The sequence below is a fragment of the Pseudomonas sp. 3296 genome (assembly GCF_031456615.1).
GTDB lineage: Bacteria > Pseudomonadota > Gammaproteobacteria > Pseudomonadales > Pseudomonadaceae > Aquipseudomonas > Aquipseudomonas mucoides.
Genome location: NZ_JAVDUY010000005.1, coordinates 462,749 through 482,255, shown reverse-complemented (window position 1 = coordinate 482,255; position 19,507 = coordinate 462,749). Strand labels below are relative to the sequence as shown.

Annotated in this window: 16 protein-coding genes; 10 read left to right on the top strand and 6 right to left on the bottom strand. The window is 60.6% G+C overall.

Going from position 1 to position 19,507, the window contains the following annotated elements:
• Positions 1-2: 2 nt before the first annotated feature.
• From murD to lpxC, 9 genes are all read left to right on the top strand, one after another.
• Positions 3-1,349: a UDP-N-acetylmuramoyl-L-alanine--D-glutamate ligase gene (gene murD, locus J2X66_RS16200; protein ID WP_310266025.1), complete on the top strand. Its 1,347-nt coding sequence runs from the start codon at positions 3-5 to the stop codon at positions 1,347-1,349.
• Positions 1,346-2,563 carry a putative lipid II flippase FtsW gene (gene ftsW / locus J2X66_RS16195; RefSeq protein ID WP_027922690.1) on the top strand — a complete coding sequence of 406 codons (1,218 nt, stop codon included), beginning with the start codon at positions 1,346-1,348 and terminating at the stop codon, positions 2,561-2,563. Before murD ends, ftsW begins: the two co-directional genes overlap by 4 nt.
• Positions 2,553-3,623: an undecaprenyldiphospho-muramoylpentapeptide beta-N-acetylglucosaminyltransferase gene (gene murG / locus J2X66_RS16190; protein WP_123435071.1), complete on the top strand. Its 1,071-nt coding sequence runs from the start codon at positions 2,553-2,555 to the stop codon at positions 3,621-3,623. The genes ftsW and murG overlap by 11 nt, the downstream gene beginning before the upstream one ends.
• Positions 3,616-5,076, top strand: coding sequence for a UDP-N-acetylmuramate--L-alanine ligase (gene murC, locus J2X66_RS16185; RefSeq protein ID WP_310266021.1), 1,461 nt, complete (start codon positions 3,616-3,618; stop codon positions 5,074-5,076). The genes murG and murC overlap by 8 nt, the downstream gene beginning before the upstream one ends.
• Complete coding sequence (locus J2X66_RS16180; RefSeq protein WP_027922693.1) at positions 5,073-6,041, top strand: D-alanine--D-alanine ligase; 969 nt, start codon at positions 5,073-5,075, stop codon at positions 6,039-6,041. The genes murC and J2X66_RS16180 overlap by 4 nt, the downstream gene beginning before the upstream one ends.
• Before the next feature lie 4 nt (positions 6,042-6,045).
• Positions 6,046-6,915, top strand: coding sequence for a cell division protein FtsQ/DivIB (locus J2X66_RS16175; RefSeq protein ID WP_027922694.1), 870 nt, complete (start codon positions 6,046-6,048; stop codon positions 6,913-6,915).
• Positions 6,916-6,930: 15 nt separating this feature from the next.
• On the top strand, positions 6,931-8,190 hold the full coding sequence (gene ftsA, locus J2X66_RS16170; RefSeq protein ID WP_123435068.1) for a cell division protein FtsA: 1,260 nt from the start codon (positions 6,931-6,933) through the stop codon (positions 8,188-8,190).
• Between the two features lie 71 nt (positions 8,191-8,261).
• The gene (ftsZ, locus tag J2X66_RS16165) at positions 8,262-9,455 is read left to right on the top strand and encodes a cell division protein FtsZ (RefSeq protein ID WP_007943486.1); all 1,194 of its coding nucleotides are present in this window, start codon (positions 8,262-8,264) and stop codon (positions 9,453-9,455) included.
• 112 nt (positions 9,456-9,567) lie between these two features.
• Positions 9,568-10,479 carry a UDP-3-O-acyl-N-acetylglucosamine deacetylase gene (gene lpxC, locus J2X66_RS16160; protein WP_008060300.1) on the top strand — a complete coding sequence of 304 codons (912 nt, stop codon included), beginning with the start codon at positions 9,568-9,570 and terminating at the stop codon, positions 10,477-10,479.
• Positions 10,480-10,578: 99 nt separating this feature from the next.
• Here the strand turns inward: lpxC and J2X66_RS16155 are convergent, their stop codons facing one another.
• The 6 genes from J2X66_RS16155 to J2X66_RS16130 form a co-directional block, all read right to left on the bottom strand.
• Positions 10,579-12,081, bottom strand: coding sequence for a sensor domain-containing diguanylate cyclase (locus J2X66_RS16155; RefSeq protein WP_405046780.1), 1,503 nt, complete (start codon positions 12,079-12,081; stop codon positions 10,579-10,581).
• A gap of 202 nt (positions 12,082-12,283) precedes the next feature.
• Positions 12,284-12,502 carry a hypothetical protein gene (locus J2X66_RS16150; RefSeq protein ID WP_059182184.1) on the bottom strand — a complete coding sequence of 73 codons (219 nt, stop codon included), beginning with the start codon at positions 12,500-12,502 and terminating at the stop codon, positions 12,284-12,286.
• A gap of 162 nt (positions 12,503-12,664) precedes the next feature.
• On the bottom strand, positions 12,665-14,029 hold the full coding sequence (locus J2X66_RS16145) for a heavy metal sensor histidine kinase (RefSeq protein ID WP_310266014.1): 1,365 nt from the start codon (positions 14,027-14,029) through the stop codon (positions 12,665-12,667).
• On the bottom strand, positions 14,019-14,696 hold the full coding sequence (locus J2X66_RS16140) for a heavy metal response regulator transcription factor (RefSeq protein WP_007943491.1): 678 nt from the start codon (positions 14,694-14,696) through the stop codon (positions 14,019-14,021). The genes J2X66_RS16145 and J2X66_RS16140 overlap by 11 nt, the downstream gene beginning before the upstream one ends.
• Positions 14,697-14,705: 9 nt before the next feature.
• Complete coding sequence (locus J2X66_RS16135) at positions 14,706-17,807, bottom strand: multidrug efflux RND transporter permease subunit (RefSeq protein WP_310266010.1); 3,102 nt, start codon at positions 17,805-17,807, stop codon at positions 14,706-14,708.
• A complete protein-coding gene (locus tag J2X66_RS16130) occupies positions 17,804-18,964 on the bottom strand; it encodes an efflux RND transporter periplasmic adaptor subunit (RefSeq protein ID WP_310266006.1) in 1,161 nt (386 codons plus the stop codon). Before J2X66_RS16130 ends, J2X66_RS16135 begins: the two co-directional genes overlap by 4 nt.
• Before the next feature lie 263 nt (positions 18,965-19,227).
• On the opposite strand from J2X66_RS16130, the gene J2X66_RS16125 reads away from it, so the two are divergent.
• Positions 19,228-19,485: a hypothetical protein gene (locus tag J2X66_RS16125; protein ID WP_007943495.1), complete on the top strand. Its 258-nt coding sequence runs from the start codon at positions 19,228-19,230 to the stop codon at positions 19,483-19,485.
• Positions 19,486-19,507 lie beyond the last annotated feature (22 nt).

The window sequence follows — 19,507 nt, the reverse complement described above, 5'->3', positions numbered from 1 at the left end:
TCGTGTCTCTGATCGCTTCTGACCACTTCCGCATCGTTGTCGGCCTCGGCAAGAGCGGCATGTCCCTGGTTCGCTTCCTGGCGAACCGGGGCACGTCGTTTGCTGTGGCCGATACGCGGGAAAATCCACCGGAACTGGCCACGCTCAAGCGTGACTATCCGCACGTGGAAGTGCGTTGTGGCGAGCTGGACGTCGAGTTCCTGTGCCGTGCCGACGAGCTCTACGTGAGCCCCGGCCTGGCGCTGGCGACCCCGGCCCTGCAGGCTGCCGCCGCCCGTGGCGTGAAATTGTCCGGTGATATCGAGCTGTTCGCGCGTAACGCGAAGGCGCCGATTGTCGCCATCAGCGGTTCCAATGCGAAAAGCACCGTCACCACCCTGGTTGGCGAGATGGCTGTCGCGGCGGGCAAGCGTGTGGCCGTCGGCGGCAACCTCGGTACGCCGGCGCTGGACCTGCTCGGCGATGACATCGAGCTGTACGTGATGGAGCTGTCGAGCTTCCAGCTGGAAACCACCGATCAACTGAACGCCGAAGTGGCGACCGTGCTCAACGTCAGCGAAGACCACATGGACCGTTACAGCGGTCTGCCGGCCTATCACCTGGCCAAGCACCGGATTTTCCGTGGCGCCAGACAGTTTGTGGTCAACCGTCAGGACGCCCTGAGCCGTCCGCTGATGGGCGAGGGCCAGCCATGCTGGACCTTCGGTTTGAGCAAACCTGATTTCAAGGCGTTCGGTATCCGCGAAGAAGACGGCGAGAAGTACCTGGCCTTCGAATTCCAGAACCTGATGCCGGTGCGCGAGTTGAAAATTCGTGGCGCCCACAACCAGTCCAACGCCCTCGCGGCTTTGGCACTGGGCCACGCCGTCGGTCTGCCATTCGACGCCATGCTCACGGCCCTGCGCAGCTTTGCCGGCCTCGAGCATCGCTGCCAGTGGGTGCGTGATCTGGACGGCGTTGGCTACTACAACGATTCCAAAGCCACCAACGTCGGTGCGGCCCTGGCGGCTATAGAAGGTTTGGGTGCGGACATCGACGGCAAGATCGTGCTGATCGCCGGTGGCGACGGCAAGGGTGCCGAGTTCAATGACCTGCGTGATCCGGTGGCTGCCAACTGCCGCGCCGTGATCCTGATGGGCCGTGACTCCGACAAGATCGGCGAGGCCATCGGCGATGCCGTGCCGCGGATCCGCGTCGGTTCGCTGGTCGAAGCCGTGGAGCAATGCCGCGCGGCTGCCCACCCCGGTGACGTGGTGCTGCTGTCACCGGCCTGCGCCAGTTTCGACATGTTCAAGAACTACGAAGACCGTGGTCACCAGTTCGTCCAAGCCGTGGAGGAACTGGCATGAGCCTGAGAAACATCATCAAGCCTTATCCGTCGCCGATCATCACCGGGCGCGGGGTCGACCTCGACTTTCCGATGCTCGCCGGTTGCCTGGCCTTGATCGGCCTGGGGCTGGTCATGATTGCATCGGCCTCGACCGAAGTTGCCGCAGTGCAATCAGGCAGTGCCCTGTATTACATGATTCGCCACCTTATCTACATCGTTCTTGGCCTGGGTGCCTGCGTCATCACCATGATGATCCCGATCGCCACCTGGCAACGCTTGGGCTGGCTGATGCTGTTGGGTGCATTCGGTTTGCTGGTGATGGTGATCATTCCCGGGATCGGCCGTGAAGTGAACGGTTCGATGCGCTGGATTGGCTTCAGTTTTTTCAACGTTCAGCCTTCCGAGATCGCCAAGGTGTTTGTGGTGATCTACCTCGCCGGCTATCTGGTGCGTCGCCAGAAAGAAGTGCGCGAAAGCTGGATGGGGTTCTTCAAGCCATTCATCGTGCTGCTGCCAATGGCCGGCCTGTTGCTGATGGAACCGGACTTCGGTGCCACCGTCGTGATGATGGGGGCGGCGGCAGCCATGCTGTTCCTGGGCGGGGTCGGACTGTTCCGGTTTTCCTTGATGGTGGTCCTTGCCGTCGCGGCGGTGGTGCTGTTGATTCAAGTGCAGCCGTATCGAATGGCGCGTCTGACCAACTTTGCCGACCCGTGGGCCGACCAGTTTGGTGCCGGCTATCAGTTGTCCCAGGCATTGATCGCGTTTGGTCGCGGCGAATGGCTGGGCGTTGGCCTGGGCAACAGCGTGCAGAAACAGTTCTACCTGCCAGAAGCCCACACCGACTTCGTGTTCTCGGTGCTGGCTGAAGAGCTGGGGGCCGTGGGCTCGTTGTGCACCGTGGCGCTGTTCGTCTTTGTCTGTATTCGTGGCATGTACATCGGCTACTGGGCCGAAAAGGCCAAGCAGTTCTTCGCCGCCTACATCGCGTATGGCCTGTCGTTCCTGTGGATTGGTCAGTTCCTGATCAACATCGGCGTAAACGTCGGCCTGCTGCCGACCAAAGGATTGACCCTTCCGTTCCTCAGTTACGGCGGCAGTTCGTTGGTGATTTGCGGTGCCTGTCTTGGCTTGTTGCTGCGCATCGAGTGGGAGAGTCGAACCCACTTGGGCAGTGAGGAGATGGAGTTCCATGAAAGTGACTTCGCCGAGGAGCCACCCCATGGGCGCTAACGTATTGATCATGGCGGGCGGCACCGGGGGCCACGTCTTCCCGGCACTGGCCTGCGCGCGCGAATTCCAGGCCCGCGGTTACACCGTGCATTGGCTCGGGACGCCGCGCGGCATCGAGAACGACCTGGTGCCGATGGCCGGGATCGAGCTGCACCGGATCAACGCCAGTGGCTTGCGCGGCAAGGGCAAATTGTCCCTGCTCAAGGCACCGTTCATGTTGCTCAAATCCGTCTGGCAGGCGCGGGCGATCATTCGTCAGCTGCGGCCAGTGTGTGTGGTGGGTTTCGGTGGTTACGTGACCGGCCCTGGTGGTGTTGCCGCCAAACTGGCCGGTGTGCCGGTGATCGTTCACGAACAGAACGCCGTGGCCGGTACCGCCAATCGGTTGCTGGTGCCGTTGGCCGCCCGAGTCTGTGAAGCGTTCCCCGACACCTTTACCCTGTCGGACAGCCGTCGGACCACCGGTAACCCGGTGCGCACCGAGCTGTTCCTCGAAACGGCGCGACCAGCCCTGGCCGGTCGCAAGGCGCGTTTGCTGATTCTGGGTGGAAGCCTGGGCGCAGAACCGTTGAACAAATTGCTGCCTGAAGCCTTGTCGCAAGTCGCCCCCGACCTGCGTCCGGAAGTGTTTCATCAGGCCGGTAAAAACCACGATGAAGTGACTGCAGAGCGCTATCGCGCGGCTGGCGTCGAGGCGCAAGTGCAGCCTTTCATCAAAGACATGGCCCAAGCCTATGGCTGGGCCGACCTGGTGGTGTGCCGCGCAGGCGCGCTGACCATCAGTGAACTGGCCGCCGCCGGTCTGCCCTCGATGCTGGTGCCTTTGCCCCATGCGATCGACGATCACCAGACCCGCAACGCCGATTATTTGGCCCGTGAAGGCGCTGCCTTCCTGATGCCGCAAAGAACGACTGGCGCAGCGGATCTTGCCGCTCGCCTGACAGAGGTCCTGATGCAACCACAACGACTCAACGATATGGCTACCGCGGCACGCCGCCTGGCCAAACCCGATGCCACCCGTAACGTGGTCGATACCTGCCTGGAGGTGGCCCATGGTTGAGAATCAGAAAGCCATGCCGCAACCGGAAATGCGCCGCATCCGTAAAATCCACTTCGTCGGTATCGGCGGCGTGGGCATGTGCGGGATCGCCGAAGTGCTGTTGAACCTGGGCTATGAAGTGTCCGGTTCCGACTTGAAGGCCTCGCCGGTTACCGAGCGCCTGGAATCTTTCGGCGCGCATATCTTTATCGGCCACCGCGCCGAAAACGCCGCGGCTGCCGATGTGCTGGTGGTGTCGAGCGCCGTCAACACCTCGAACCCGGAAGTCGCGACTGCGCTGGAACGCCGTATCCCGGTGGTACCGCGCGCCGAGATGCTGGCCGAGCTCATGCGCTACCGCCACGGCATCGCCGTCGCCGGTACCCACGGTAAAACCACCACCACCAGCCTGATCGCTTCGGTGTTCGCGGCCGGAGGCCTGGACCCGACGTTCGTCATCGGTGGCCGACTGAATGCCGCGGGCACCAATGCCCAGCTCGGCACCAGCCGTTACCTGATCGCCGAAGCCGACGAAAGCGACGCGAGTTTCCTGCACTTGCAGCCGCTGGTGGCCGTGGTCACCAACATCGACGCCGACCACATGGCGACCTACGACGGTGACTTCAACAAACTGAAGAAAACCTTCGTCGAGTTCCTCCACAACCTGCCGTTCTACGGTTTGGCCGTGGTGTGCCTGGACGATCCGGTGGTGCGTGAAATCCTCCCGCTGATCAAACGTCCGACCGTCACCTACGGCTTCGGCGATGACTGCGACGTGCGCGCGATCAATGTGCGTCAGCAGGGCATGCAGACCTTCTTCACCGTGCTGCGCCCTGAACGCGATCCGCTGGATGTCTCGGTGAACATGCCGGGCAACCACAACGTTTTGAATGCGCTGGCGACAATCTGCATCGCGTCTGACGAGGGCGTCAGCGATGAAGCCATCGTCCAGGGCCTGTCCGGGTTCCAGGGTGTCGGCCGACGCTTCCAGGTCTACGGCGAACTGCCGGTCGAAGGCGGCAACGTGATGCTGGTCGACGACTACGGTCACCACCCGACCGAAGTCGCTGCCGTGATCAAGGCCGTGCGCGGTGGCTGGCCGGAGCGCCGTCTGGTGATGGTTTACCAGCCGCACCGTTACAGCCGCACCCGCGACTTGTACGACGATTTCGTCAATGTACTGGCCGACGCCAACGTCCTGCTGCTGATGGAAGTGTATCCGGCCGGCGAAGAGCCGATCCCGGGCGCTGACAGCCGCAAGTTGTGCAACAGCATCCGTCAGCGCGGTCAGCTGGACCCGATCTACATCGAGCGCGGTGTCGACCTCGCGCCGCTGGTCAAGCCGCTGCTGCGTGCCGGCGACATCCTGTTGTGCCAAGGCGCCGGTGATATCGGCGGTCTCGCACCAAAACTGTTGAACAGTCCGTTGTTCGCCGGTGCCGTTGCTGCACCTGCCGTGGGGAAGTTGAAATGACTGCTGCTTACGCCAACCTCGTCTCCACCGTCGCGCCGAAAGACTTCGGGCGCGTCGCCGTGCTGTTCGGCGGCAAGAGTGCCGAGCGTGAGGTTTCGCTGAAGTCCGGTAACGCGGTCCTCGCTGCACTGCAAAGTGCCGGTGTGGACGCGTTCGGCCTCGACGTCGGCGATGACCTGTTGCAGCGTTTGCTCAACGAAAAAATCGACCGCGCCTTCATCATTCTTCACGGTCGTGGCGGTGAAGACGGCAGCATGCAGGGCCTGCTCGAATGCCTGGGCATTCCGTACACCGGCAGCGGCATTCTGGCTTCGGCACTGGCCATGGACAAATTGCGCACCAAGCAGGTCTGGCACAGTCTGGGTATTCCGACGCCGCGCCATGCCGTGTTGAGCAGCGAGGCCGATTGTATTTCTGCTGCGACGGAACTGGGCTTCCCTTTGATCGTCAAACCGGCGCATGAAGGTTCAAGTATCGGTATGGCCAAAGTGAGTTCTGCGTCCGAGTTGATCGACGCCTGGAAAGCGGCCAGTACCTACGATTCGCAAGTGTTGGTCGAGCAATGGATTCACGGTCCGGAGTTCACCATCGCCACCCTGCGTGACCAGGTGTTGCCTCCGATTGCCCTGGGCACGACGCACAGCTTCTACGACTACGACGCCAAGTACATCGCCAACGATACCCAGTACCGCATTCCGTGCGGGCTCGACAGCACCAAGGAAAAGGAACTCATGGACCTCACGGCGAAAGCCTGCGAGGCGCTGGGTATTGCCGGTTGGGGCAGGGCAGACGTGATGCAGGACGCTGACGGGCAGTTCTGGTTCCTGGAAGTGAACACTGCGCCGGGCATGACCGATCACAGCCTGGTGCCGATGGCGGCCCGTGCCGCCGGTCTGGATTTCCAGCAACTGGTCCTGGCGATTTTGGCCGCCAGCATTGCCGGCAACAACGAGCCGCGAGGGTAAGACCATGCAAGGCGCGCAGCTAAGACATCAGCCTCCACCCGCACCCGGCCGCAAGCCGGTGCCACGGGGTGCCAGCCGAATGGTGGCCAAAGAGCCGATGTCGATGCGCCTGCCGAAAGCCAATTTTGGTTTTCTCAAAGCGTTGTTCTGGCCCGTGCTGTTGGTTGCACTGGGGTTTGGCACTTACGAAGGCGCGCAGCGTTTGCTGCCGTACGCCGACCGGCCGATCACCAAGATCAACGTGCAGGGTGATTTGAGTTACATCAGCCAGCAAGCCGTGCAGCAGCGGATCGCCCCGTACGTGGCGTCGAGCTTCTTCACCATCGACCTGGAGAGCATGCGCACCGAGCTTGAGACGATGCCATGGATTGCCCATGCCGAAGTGCGTCGGGTGTGGCCGGATCAGGTGGTGATCCGCCTGGAAGAACAACTGCCGGTTGCCCGTTGGGGCGATGAGTCGCTGTTGAACAACCAGGGCCAGGCGTTCACCCCGCGTGAACTGGCGAACTACGAACATTTGCCACAGCTGTTCGGCCCACAACGGGCTCAACAGCAGGTCATGCAGCAATACCAGGTGCTGAGCCAGATGCTCAGGCCGCTGGGATTCTCGATTGCACGCCTGGAGTTGCGTGAACGCGGCAGCTGGTTCCTGACCACCGGCGCCGGCAGTGCCGGCCCGGGGATCGAACTGCTGTTGGGGCGTGGCAACCTGGTGGAGAAGATGCGCCGTTTCATTGCCATCTATGACAAGACGCTCAAAGAACAGATTACGAACATTGCGCGCATCGATCTGCGCTACGCCAACGGCCTTGCTGTTGGCTGGCGGGAACCTGTAGCGCCCACGACAGCCCAACCCGCTGTCGCGAAGAATTAAGAAGAGGCAGGACCCATGGCAAACGTGCAAAGCGGCAAAATGATCGTCGGTCTCGATATCGGCACCTCCAAGGTGGTGGCGCTGGTCGGTGAGGTTGCGGACGACGGCACGCTGGAAATCGTCGGGATCGGTACTCATCCGTCCCGTGGCCTGAAGAAAGGCGTGGTGGTGAACATCGAGTCCACCGTTCAGTCGATCCAGCGCGCTATCGAAGAAGCGCAGCTGATGGCCGGTTGCCGCATTCACTCGGCGTTTGTCGGCGTGGCCGGCAATCACATCCGCAGCCTGAACTCCCACGGCATCGTGGCGATTCGTGATCGCGAAGTCAGCTCGGCCGACCTTGAGCGCGTTCTCGACGCTGCCCAGGCTGTGGCGATCCCGGCTGACCAGCGCGTGCTGCACACCCTGCCGCAGGATTACGTGATCGATAACCAGGAAGGCGTTCGCGAGCCATTGGGCATGTCCGGCGTGCGTCTGGAAGCCAAGGTCCATGTGGTCACCTGCGCCGTCAACGCCGCTCAGAACATTGAAAAATGCGTGCGTCGCTGCGGTCTGGAAATCGACGACATCATTCTTGAGCAGCTGGCCTCGGCCTATTCGGTGCTGACCGACGACGAAAAAGAACTGGGCGTGTGCCTGGTGGACATCGGCGGCGGCACCACCGACATCGCCATCTTCACCGAAGGCGCAATCCGCCACACTGCGGTGATCCCGATTGCGGGTGATCAGGTGACCAACGACATCGCCATGGCGTTGCGCACCCCGACTCAGTACGCCGAAGAAATCAAGATTCGCTACGCCTGCGCCCTGGCCAAGCTGGCCGGTGCCGGTGAAACCATCAAGGTCCCAAGCGTTGGCGACCGTCCTCCACGCGAGCTGTCCCGTCAGGCCCTGGCCGAAGTGGTCGAGCCGCGTTACGACGAGCTGTTCACGCTGATCCAGGCCGAACTGCGTCGCAGCGGCTACGAAGACCTGATCCCGGCCGGCATCGTGCTGACCGGCGGTACGTCGAAGATGGAAGGCGCCACCGAACTGGCTGAAGAGATTTTCCACATGCCGGTCCGCCTGGGCGTGCCCCATGGCGTCAAGGGCCTGGACGACGTGGTCCGCAACCCGATTTATTCCACTGGCGTTGGCCTGTTGATGTACGGCCTGCAAAAGCAATCCGACGGGATTTCGTTCTCGGGCATCAGCAGCCGTGACAGCTACAGCAATGAAGAACCGAAAGCCGCCTTGCTCGATCGCATCAAGAGCTGGGTACAAGGCAACTTCTAAAGATTTATCGCAGCACCGTTGTAGATACAGGCAGTAGGCGAAAAAACTAGAGAACGTAAAGGAGAGGGAAAATGTTCGAACTCGTAGACAACATCCCCGCAAGCCCGGTTATTAAAGTTATCGGTGTTGGCGGAGGCGGCGGCAACGCTGTCAACCACATGGTCAAGAGCAACATTGAAGGCGTTGAATTCATCTGCGCCAACACTGATGCCCAGGCGCTGAAATCCATCGGCGCGCGGACCATCCTGCAACTGGGTACCGGTGTGACCAAAGGTCTGGGCGCCGGCGCCAACCCTGAAGTAGGTCGTCAGGCCGCTCTCGAAGACCGTGAGCGCATTGCCGAAGTCCTGCAGGGCACCAACATGGTGTTCATCACCACTGGCATGGGCGGCGGTACCGGTACCGGTGCGGCGCCAATCATTGCCGAAGTGGCCAAGGAAATGGGGATCCTCACCGTTGCGGTGGTGACTCGTCCGTTCCCGTTCGAAGGCCGCAAGCGCATGCAGATCGCCGACGAAGGCATCCGTCTGCTGTCTGAAAGCGTCGACTCGTTGATCACTATTCCCAACGAAAAACTGCTGACCATCCTTGGCAAGGACGCAAGCCTGCTGTCCGCATTCGCCAAGGCTGACGATGTACTGGCCGGTGCCGTTCGCGGTATCTCCGACATCATCAAGCGTCCGGGCATGATCAACGTCGACTTCGCCGACGTCCGTACCGTGATGAGCGAAATGGGCATGGCGATGATGGGCACTGGCTGCGCCAGCGGTCCGAACCGTGCACGCGAGGCCACCGAAGCGGCCATTCGCAACCCGTTGCTCGAAGACGTGAACCTGCAAGGTGCACGCGGCATCCTGGTGAACATCACCGCCGGTCCTGACCTGTCCCTGGGTGAGTACTCCGACGTGGGTAGCATCATCGAAGCCTTCGCTTCCGAGCACGCCATGGTCAAGGTCGGTACCGTTATCGATCCGGACATGCGCGACGAGCTGCACGTGACTGTGGTTGCGACCGGTCTGGGCGCGAAAATCGAGAAGCCTGTGAAGGTCATCGACAACACCGTTCACACCTCGATGGCCTCCCAGCCGCAACAATCGGCGCCCGCTCGTCAGGAACAGCCAGCGGTGAACTACCGTGACCTGGACCGTCCGACTGTCATGCGCAACCAGGCTCAGGCCGGTGCTGCGACTGCCGCGAAGATGAATCCGCAAGATGATCTGGACTACCTGGACATCCCGGCTTTCCTGCGTCGTCAGGCTGATTGATGGAATGTATCAGGGCTATGAAGTTGATTGGTGTTCAGCAAAGGTCTGGTCTGCTATCATCGCCAGCCTTTGTTGATACCAGTTCGCAATTTGCGCTGAAGCGGCCCAAGCCATGATTAAACAACGCACACTGAAAAATATTATCCGTGCCACAGGTGTAGGCCTGCACTCCGGGGAGAAGGTATACCTGACCCTCAAGCCCGCGCCTATCGACACCGGCATCGTGTTTTGTCGTGCTGACCTCGATCCTGTGGTGCAGATTCCTGCTCGCGCAGAAAACGTTGGCGAAACCACTATGTCGACCACACTGGTTAACGGTGACGTCAAAGTGGACACGGTGGAGCACTTGCTCTCGGCCATGGCTGGCCTGGGCATCGATAACGCCTACGTCGAGCTCTCCGCGTCCGAAGTACCGATCATGGATGGTAGCGCTGGACCTTTCGTATTCCTGATTCAGTCGGCCGGCCTGGAAGAACAGGACGCAGCCAAGAAGTTCATCCGGATTCTGCGGGAAGTGACAGTGGAAGATGGCGACAAGCGCGCCACTTTCGTCCCTTTCGAAGGTTTCAAGGTGAGCTTCGAGATCGATTTCGATCACCCGGTTTTCCGTGACCGCACACAAAGTGCAAGCGTGGATTTTTCCAGCACTTCGTTCGTAAAAGAAGTCAGCCGCGCCCGTACCTTTGGTTTCATGAGTGATATCGAGTACCTGCGCAAGCACAACCTCGCACTCGGCGGCAGTGTTGAAAACGCTATTGTGGTCGACGCGGATGGCGTACTGAACGAAGACGGTCTTCGCTATGAAGACGAATTCGTGAAGCACAAGATCCTCGATGCAATTGGTGACCTCTACCTGCTGGGCAATAGCCTGATTGGTGAGTTCAAGGGCTTCAAGTCCGGACATGCATTGAACAACCAGCTGCTGCGCAAGTTGATTGAGCAGACAGATGCTTGGGAAGTCGTGACTTTCGAAGACGCCAGCACTGCACCGATCTCTTACATGCGTCCCGTCGCGGCCGTGTAAGCAAAAAACCTCTCTAGTTTTTAAAGGCTGCCTTCGGGTGGCCTTTTTTTATGCCCCTGGGAAAGCAATGCGATGAGGCCCTCCGCTGCAACGCAGGACTCACTGCGCAGTCACCACCCTATTGCGCCCACCTTCCTTGGCCTGATACAGGGCCTTGTCCGCCATAAACAGCAACTGTTCCAGACTGATTTCTTTTTCCGTCGTCCAGGTACTGATCCCGATACTGACAGTAATCGGCGTTTCAGCGCCCGCCACCAATGGCATCTGCTCCACTGCCACGCGGATTTTTTCGGCAATCTGCCGGGCTCCCGCATTGTCCGTTTCCGCCAGGATCACCGAGAACTCCTCACCGCCATACCGCGCCACCAGGTCCCCGGGCCTCCGTACATTGGCGCAGATCACCCTGGCCACGGCCCGCAACGCATCATCGCCACCCTGATGGCCATGGCGATCGTTGAACGCCTTGAAGTGGTCTGCATCGACCATCAGCACCGACAGCGGCTTACCCGAGCGTTGAGCACGAAACCATTCATGGCGCAGGGTCTGATCCAAGGTGCGGCGGTTGGCGACACCGGTCAGGGCATCGGTAGCAGCCAAAAGCGCCAACTCCTGTTCGGCGTGATGGCGCAGGCGTAGCTCGCGGCACAGCATCCAGGTCAGCCAGAGCAGGCCAATGCACAGCACGCCGGTAGCACCGCTGATGACAATCGCGGTGCGCTTCCAGGTGGCGAACACTTCGTTGCCGGAGAGCGCGACGATGACCGTCAGCGGCAGGTTGCCGACCCTGGAAAAGGTGTACAGGCGTTGTAGATGATCGACGCTCGACACGCTGTCGAAGCTGCCCGCGCCCTCACGCAGGATGCGCATGACATTGGGCCTGCCGGCGAAGTTCTTGCCGATGGGGTCGTTGATCAGATGAGGTTTTTGTGCGAGCAGAATGCCGTCGTCATTGATGATACTCAGGGTACTGTCGTTGCCGATGTCCAGGCTGTTGAACAATTGTTCGAAGTACGCGAGGCGCATCGATGCCACGGCGACGCCGAGAAACTCGCCAGTGGACGAGGAGATGCGTCGGCTGAAGCTGATTCGCCATTCCTCGCTGTCGTCGCAGTCGCAGCGGGGCTTGAATGGCCGGCTGATGAACATGCCGGTGTCACTGTTAAACGCATGGGCGAGGAAATAGTCGCGGTCTGCAAAGTTGCCGGGCTTGGGATCGATCATCGATGAGTCGGCTAGGACGTCCCCGTGTTTGTCCAACAACAAAATGTCGCCCTTGAAACGCGCGGTGGTGGAGCGATCGAACAGCACCAGATGACGGATCTGCGGCGAAACCTGTTTCAGGTCTTCGCGCTGCGAGGCGGCAATCAAGCCTTGCAGGGTCAAGTCGTAGAGCTCGACGGTGCGCAGCACATCAGCGTCGATCAACTGCGCAATGGTCGTCGCGCTACGGGTGGCGGCCTGCTGGGCGTTGGCGTGTTCGCGGATCAGCAGAAACGCGACGATGCTGAGAATCGCGATCACCGTCAGCAGGCTGCCAAGCATCACCATGAGCTCAGGTCGACGGGTCTTGCCTGAAAGGTGTTGAGTGGGGCTCACTGGCATGGGGCGTTTGTCTGCTTGAAGAGCATAAAAAAGGCCAGCAAAACGCGCTGGCCTTTACTTATTCAAGCGTAGAAGACATTGAGCGGGAACGCACTTGCGTTGCCCCCAATGAAAAAAAGCCGCTGATAGCAGCGGCTTTGAAGACAACTTTTCAAAGGGAAGAGCCGATGAAAAGTGTCGAGGGAAACAGTCGTTCGATGAGTCAGCTGTCTTTCTCAACCCGTTGCTGGGTGGCGGAAGTGGACGCTTGAGGGGTTTGCGCGGCGTCTTGAGCCTTGGCCGTCATTTCGCTCTGATCGTAGGCGGCGGCGCGTGCAGCATTTTGCGCGACGAACGTCTGCGACTCTTCCGCGATTGCGAACGGAGACAGAAACAATGAGGACAAAACGAAAGCGCTGGCAATACCCGTAATGTTGGACATCTTTTAAACCTTCTTGCTTGGCAAGTGCTGTTTGGTGCGGGCAAAGATAAGGATCTTGGCCGATGGGAAACAGAGCCAATCGAAGAAAGGACTGTTGCGCCAGAAGCAACAGTTTGCCAGTGATCATTCCCAAGCTCTGCGTGGGAATGATCATGGGTGGGGTCAGACGGGGAGGTGAATACCGAAGGTATTCATGCCGTGGTCGCTGCGCACAAACACATCGCCGCCATGCATCAGCGCAATCGCCTTGACGATCGCCAGCCCCAATCCGTGATTGTTGCCACTGTTGCTGCGCGACGCATCTACCCGATAAAACCGTTCAAACAACCGTGGCAGATGCTCACTGGCAATCGGCGATCCAGGGTTGGCCACACCAATGCTCACCTGGTGCTCCTCAACCTCGATCCGCACCTGAATCACTTGTCCGGGTTCAGTGTGCTGCACTGCGTTGCTGAGCAAATTGATCAACGCCCGGCGCAGATGCGCGATCTCGATCCGCACCTGCGCGTCGCCGCTGACCTGCACCTGAACCTGTGCATCCTCAAGAATGAAATCCAGATACTCCAGCGTCGTCGCCACTTCATCAGCGAGGGAGGTGGACGTCAGTTTGGTGGCCTTGCTGCCCTGATCCGCGCTGGCGAGAAACAGCATGTCGTTGATGATCGAGCGCAGCCGTTCCAGTTCTTCGAGGTTCGATTGCAGCACTTCAAAATAGTGTTCGGCCGAGCGCCCGCGCGTCAGCGCGACCTGGGTCTGGCCGATCAGGTTGGTCAGCGGCGAGCGCAATTCATGGGCGACGTCGGCGTTGAACGACTCCAGCCGCGAATAGGCCTGCTCAACCCGCTCCAGTGTGGAGTTGAACGAGTTGACGAATTGATTCAACTCCGGCGGCAGCGACGACAGGCGCAAGCGTCCGGAACGCAGCGGCGGCGCCAGACGCTGGGCTTCCTGGGACAGCTTGATCAAGGGTTTAAGGCCAATGCGCGCCACCCAATACCCTAACGCGGACGCCAGCAACACGCCGACAATCGCCAGGCTGATCAGCGCGATCAGCAGGTGATGCTGAGTCTCGAAAAATGTTTCGGTGTCGATGCCGATCATGAAGCGCAGCGGCGGGCGTTGATCCTTGGCCGGGAACTGGCTCACCAGCACTTTCAGCGGATAAGGATGATCCGGCAACTGCAAGTCACGCATGCCCAGCGGCCCTTCGGCGAAGGCGCGAATCTGCGGTGTCGGGTTGCCATATTCGTACTGCGTATCGCCGCTGATAATCCAGAAACTGATGCGTTTGTCTTCCTCGCCAAGCAGCTTGAGCTTGTTATTGATCTTCACCCAATGCTCGGGCGTGCCATAACGGCCGACGGTGGATTCGAGCACGCTGTACCGCGCATCCAGCTCGGCTTCGGGTAACAGACCCAGGCCCTTGTCGACCTGCTGATACAACGCCCAGCCGATCAACAAAAACACCAGCAGCGCCACCAGCGTGAACATCCCGCTCAGGCGCAGCGCGATGGAGTTACTGGACACCACGGCTCTCCAGCACATAACCCATGCCACGAATCGTGTGCAGCAGTTTCTCGTCGAACGGCCCGTCGAGCTTGGCTCGCAGACGCTTGATCGCGACCTCGACGACGTTGGCGTCGCTGTCGAAATTGATGTCCCAGACCATCTCGGCAATCGCCGTTTTCGAGAGGATCTCGCCTTGCCGACGGGCCAGCACACTCAGCAGCGAGAACTCTTTGGCGGTCAGGTCCAGGCGTGTGCCGGCGCGGGTCGCTTTGCGGCTGATCAAATCTATCCACAGGTCGGCGATGCTTACTTGTACCGGTTCGTGACCGCCGCTGCGCCGGGTCAACGCTTGCAGGCGCGCCACCAGTTCAAGGAAGGAAAACGGTTTGCCGAGGTAATCGTCGGCACCGTCGCGCAGGCCTTTGATGCGGTCTTCGACGCGCTCGCGGGCGGTGAGCATGATCACCGGGGTTTGCTTGCGCGCACGCAAGGCGCGCAGCACGCCGAAGCCATCGAGGCCCGGCAGCATGACGTCGAGGACGATCACCGCGTAGTCACTTTCCAGCGCCAGGTGCAGGCCTTCAACGCCGTCCCGCGCCACATCCACGGTGTACCCCTGTTCCGTCAGGCCGCGGTGCAAATAGTCCGCGGTTTTTTCTTCGTCTTCGATAATCAGAACGCGCATGACCCCGCCTCAGTCTGTGGTCGCCAACGCCGGTACCGGCGAAGGTTTGGGCCTGTGAAATAGCCGCTCAAGCCACAAGTATATGACCGGAGTGGTGAACAGCGTCAGCGCCTGGCTCACCAGCAAGCCGCCAACCACCGCGATACCCAGTGGCTGGCGCAGTTCGGCGCCGGTGCCGTAGCCGAGCATCAGTGGCAGCGCACCGAGCAGGGCGGCGAGGGTGGTCATGATGATCGGTCGGAACCGCGTGATACAGGCCTGGAAAATCGCCTCTTCCGGTGGCAAGCCACGGTTGCGCTGGGCGTCCAGCGCGAAGTCGATCATCAGGATGCCGTTCTTCTTCACGATCCCGATCAGCAGCACCAGTCCGATCAGCGCCATGATCGAAAAGTCCTGGCCGCAGATCCACAGCATGATCACCGCGCCGAGCCCCGCCGACGGCAGTGTCGAGATGATGGTCAGCGGGTGCACGAAGCTCTCGTAGAGCACGCCGAGAATGATGTACACCGCCACCAGCGCCGCCAGAATCAGCCACGGCTGGCTGGCCAGCGAACTCTGGAATGCCTGGGCCGCGCCCTGGAAGTTGCCGCTCATGGCCGCCGGCATGCCGATCTCGGCTTTGGCCTGGTTGAGCATGATCACCGCATCGCCCAACGCCACACCGGGGGCGAGGTTGAACGACAAGTTGGCGGCCGGGAACATGCCGTCGTGGGCGATGGACAACGGACCGACCGTGGGCGCGTCAAATTTGGCCAGTGCCGACAGCGGCACCATTTCCCCGCTCAGGGGCGAGCGCAGGTAGAAATAGTTGAGGCTTTCGGCCTTGCCGCGTTGGCGAGTGTCCAGTTCCAGAATCACGTTGTACTGGTTGATCTGGGTCTGGAATTCATTGACCTGACGCTGACCGAACGCATCGTAGAGCGCTTCGTCGACATCACTGGCGGTCAGGCCGAAACGTGCCGCGGCGCTGCGGTCGATGCTGATGTGGGTGATGCTGCCGCCCAGTTGCAGGTCGTTGGAAATGTCGCGGAACGCCGGGTTGCTGCGCAGTTTTTCCGTGAGGCGCTGGGTCCAGATGCTGAGGGTCGCGCCGTCGTTGCTCTTGAGCACGTATTGGTACTGGGCGCGGCTCGGGCCGGAGCTGAGGTTGATGTCCTGGCCGGCGCGCAGGTACAGCACGATGCCGGGGACTTTCATCAGTTGTGGGCGAATCCGGTCGATGAACTGGCTGGCCGAGACGTCGCGGTCGCCGCGTTTTTTCAGGGAAATCCAGAAGCGCCCGTTGGCGATGGTCTGGTTACTGCCCGACACCCCGACCGAGTGGGAAAACGCTGCAACCGCGGGATCCGCCGCGACGATCTCGGCCATCGCCAGGTGTTTTTTCACCATGTCGCCGTAGGAAATGTCGGCGGCAGCTTCGGTGGTGCCGAGGACAAAACCGGTGTCCTGTACCGGGAAGAAGCCCTTGGGAATGAAGATGTAGCCGACGATGGCCAGGCACAGGGACAGACCAAACACACCAATCATCAATTTTTGATGGGCGAGGGCGCGGCGCAGCAGTTTTTCATAGCCGGCCACCAAGCGTTCGCCGAAGGTCGGTTTGCTGTGGGCGTGGTGCACCGGCGCCCGCATGAATAGCGCGGCCAGCGTCGGCGCCAGGGTCAGCGACACCACCACCGAAATCATGATCGTCGAGGTCGCGGTCAGGGCGAATTCCTTGAACAGCCGCCCGACCACGCCGCCCATGAACAGCAGCGGAATAAACGCCGCTACCAGCGAGAAACTGATCGAGACCACGGTAAAGCCAATCTCGCCCGCACCCTTGATCGCCGCCTCGCGCATGCCGTCGCCGGCCTCAAGGTGGCGGTGAATGTTCTCCACCACCACAATCGCATCGTCGACCACAAACCCCACGGCCACCACAATCGCCACCAGGGTCAGGTTGTTCAGGCTGAAGCCCATGATGTACATCAGGGCGAAGCTGGCGATCAGCGAAACGCCCAATACTGCGGACACGATCAATGTCGCCGACCATTGGCGCAGGAACAGCGCCATCACCGCCACCACCAGCATGATTGCGATCAGCAGGGTGATTTCCACTTCGTGTAAAGACGCCCGGATGGTCTGGGTGCGGTCGACCAGTACCTTGACCTGCACCGAGGCGGGGAGCATGGCTTCCAGCGCCGGCAACGCGGCTTGAATGCGATCCACCGTCTCGACGATGTTCGCCCCCGGTTGCCGGGAGATCACCAGGTTCACCCCCGGCTTGTCGCCCGCCCAGGCCTGAACGTAAGCATCTTCCGAACCGTTGACGACTTTGGCGACATCCCTCAGGTGAACCGGGGCGCCGTCCTTGTAGGAAACGATGAGTTGGCTGTATTCCTCGGGGTGAAACAACTGGTCGTTGGTCGACAGCGTGGAAATGCTCGACTCGCCGTACAACGCACCTTTGGCCAGGTTGAGGCTGGTGTTCTGGATCGCCAGGCGTATGTCCGCCAGGGTCAGGCCGATTGCCGCGAGTTTGTCCGCCGAGGCTTGAACGCGAATCGCCGGACGTTGCTGACCGGTGATGTTGATCTGGCCTACGCCTTCGATCTGGCTGATCTGGCGGGACAGCAGGGTTTCCACCAGGTCACTGAGCTCGGTGCCGGGCATTTGCGTGGAGTTGACGCTGAGGATCAGAACGGGGCTGTCGGCCGGGTTGACCTTGCGCCAGGTCGGCAGCGTCGGCATATCTTTCGGCAGCTTGCCGGCGGCGGTGTTGATCGCGGCCTGGACTTCCTGGGCGGCGGTGTCGATGCTTTTTTCGAGGGTGAATTGCAGGGTCAGATTGGTCGAGCCCAAGGCGCTGCTCGACGTCATTTGGGTCACGCCGGGAATGGCGCTGAATTGCACTTCGAGCGGCGTGGCCACCGACGACGCCATGGTCTCCGGGCTGGCGCCGGGCAATTGCGCGGCCACCTGAATGGTCGGGAATTCGGCTTCCGGCAGCGGTGCAATCGGCAGGCGCGGGAAGGCAATGGCGCCGAGCAGCACTAGCGCAAAGGTCAGCAGGATGGTGGCGACCGGGTGATCGATGCACCAGGCCGAGACCGAGCCGTGGCCCTTCATGGCTTCGACCCCGATTGCACCACTTGTGGCGGATCGGTCATGACCTGCACCGTCGACCCCGGTTTGAGCCGCGACTGGCCATCGCTGACCAGCACATCGCCCGGTTTCACGCCTTTGATGATGTCCTGGCCGCTGCCTTGGGCAACCACCTGCACGGTCACGGTTTCTACTTTGTCACCGTTGACCCGGTACACGAAGTGTTGATCGAGACCGCGTTGTACGACGGTGGGCGGCACCACCAGCGCATCTTTCTCCAATGCTGTCTGAATTTTTACCGTCACCAGCAGGCCCGGCCAGAGTTTCTGCCCGGGGTTGTTGAATTCGGCCTTGGCGCGGATGGTCCCGGTGTTGGCGTTGATCTGGTTGTCGATCAGGGTCAAGTGGCCTTCGCCGAGTAAGTTGCCGGTTTCACCGTCGGTGTCGGCGCCAATGTAGGCTTTCACTTGGGCGCGTTGCGGGTCACCGATCAGCCCTTGCAGGGTCGGCAACATTTGCTGCGGCAGGGAGAACTCGACGGCGATGGGATCGATCTGCGTCACGGTGAACAGGCCCTGGGCGTCGGTCATGCGCAGGAAGTTGCCTTCATCCACTGTACGAATACCGACGCGCCCGGTGACCGGCGAGTGAATCTGTGTGTAGGAGAGCTGCACCTGAGCGGCGTCGATTGAAGCCTGGTTGCCCTGGGCGGTGGCTTTGAGTTGATTGACCAGCGCTTGTTGTTGGTCGTAGGTCTGTTTGGACACGCCGTCATCCACACTCAGCAATTTGTAACGCTTGAGGTTGACCAGTGCCACTTGCAACTGCGCCTGGTTTTCTCCCAGTTGAGCGCGGGCCTGATCGAGGCTGGCACGGATCGAGCGGTCGTCGATGGTGGCCAAAAGGTCACCTTTGTTCACCAATTGGCCTTCCTTGACCATGATTTTTGTGAGAATGCCGTCGATCTGCGGGCGCACCACCACGCTGTGCAAGGACAACACCGACCCGATGCCGCTGACATAACGCGGCACGTCTTTCTCAACGACGTTGACCACACGCACCGGGATGGCGGTCGGGGCAGCGAGCTTTGCCGTGGCCGGTTTGACGAGGTACCAGGTGCCCAGCGCTGCCATGGCCATTAGCAGACCTGCGATCAAGGCGGTTTTTTTCTGAATTCGCATGCGAGTGGGACGCCGGGCTGGGAGGTTGGGGTATTTTCAGGTTTATACCCTCCTTTATAACCTTGTCAGCCCGTCAGGAAGGTGACTGCTAACTGACGGGGCTGTCAGTTTGAGATTTTTAAATCAGCAGCGGTGGGGTAGCCAGCACAAAACCCGACGGACTCACGTGCGGTGTGAAGCTTGCGGCTCTCGACACAGGTATACTGCCGCCTTTCGCGGCTCGCTGACCGGGCCCGACTCTATGTGCATCACCCGGAGCTTTCATGACTTCCCCGACACAACCGCCGGTTGCCGACGCTTTGAGCGACGACCAGGCAGATCTGCCAGACAGCGTCGACTCCAGCGCAGACAGCGAAACCAAAGCCGCGATCCCGGCGTTCAAATTCCCGTTCAAACCAGGTGATCTGGCGGCCGCGAAGAACGCCAGTCAGCCTTGGTACAAGAATGGCGCGAAAAATGGCCATACCAAGACGCCTGGGGCGGCGCCTCCGGGTACGCGTCGGTCGATGGGTAAGCGCTAGGATTAAATTTCTGCGGCGCCTG

What these genes read in the sequence shown, in the direction of transcription:
- J2X66_RS16125 (WP_007943495.1), top strand. Translation starts at nt 19,228, where the DNA reads ATGACTTCCCCGACACAACCGCCGGTTGCCGACGCTTTGAGCGACGAC.
- J2X66_RS16150 (WP_059182184.1), bottom strand. Translation starts at nt 12,502, where the DNA reads ATGTCCAACATTACGGGTATTGCCAGCGCTTTCGTTTTGTCCTCATTG.
- lpxC (WP_008060300.1), top strand. Translation starts at nt 9,568, where the DNA reads ATGATTAAACAACGCACACTGAAAAATATTATCCGTGCCACAGGTGTA.
- J2X66_RS16175 (WP_027922694.1), top strand. Translation starts at nt 6,046, where the DNA reads ATGCAAGGCGCGCAGCTAAGACATCAGCCTCCACCCGCACCCGGCCGC.
- murG (WP_123435071.1), top strand. Translation starts at nt 2,553, where the DNA reads ATGGGCGCTAACGTATTGATCATGGCGGGCGGCACCGGGGGCCACGTC.
- ftsW (WP_027922690.1), top strand. Translation starts at nt 1,346, where the DNA reads ATGAGCCTGAGAAACATCATCAAGCCTTATCCGTCGCCGATCATCACC.
- J2X66_RS16130 (WP_310266006.1), bottom strand. Translation starts at nt 18,964, where the DNA reads ATGCGAATTCAGAAAAAAACCGCCTTGATCGCAGGTCTGCTAATGGCC.
- J2X66_RS16180 (WP_027922693.1), top strand. Translation starts at nt 5,073, where the DNA reads ATGACTGCTGCTTACGCCAACCTCGTCTCCACCGTCGCGCCGAAAGAC.
- murC (WP_310266021.1), top strand. Translation starts at nt 3,616, where the DNA reads ATGGTTGAGAATCAGAAAGCCATGCCGCAACCGGAAATGCGCCGCATC.
- J2X66_RS16155 (WP_405046780.1), bottom strand. Translation starts at nt 12,081, where the DNA reads ATGCCAGTGAGCCCCACTCAACACCTTTCAGGCAAGACCCGTCGACCT.
- ftsZ (WP_007943486.1), top strand. Translation starts at nt 8,262, where the DNA reads ATGTTCGAACTCGTAGACAACATCCCCGCAAGCCCGGTTATTAAAGTT.
- ftsA (WP_123435068.1), top strand. Translation starts at nt 6,931, where the DNA reads ATGGCAAACGTGCAAAGCGGCAAAATGATCGTCGGTCTCGATATCGGC.
- J2X66_RS16135 (WP_310266010.1), bottom strand. Translation starts at nt 17,807, where the DNA reads ATGAAGGGCCACGGCTCGGTCTCGGCCTGGTGCATCGATCACCCGGTC.
- J2X66_RS16140 (WP_007943491.1), bottom strand. Translation starts at nt 14,696, where the DNA reads ATGCGCGTTCTGATTATCGAAGACGAAGAAAAAACCGCGGACTATTTG.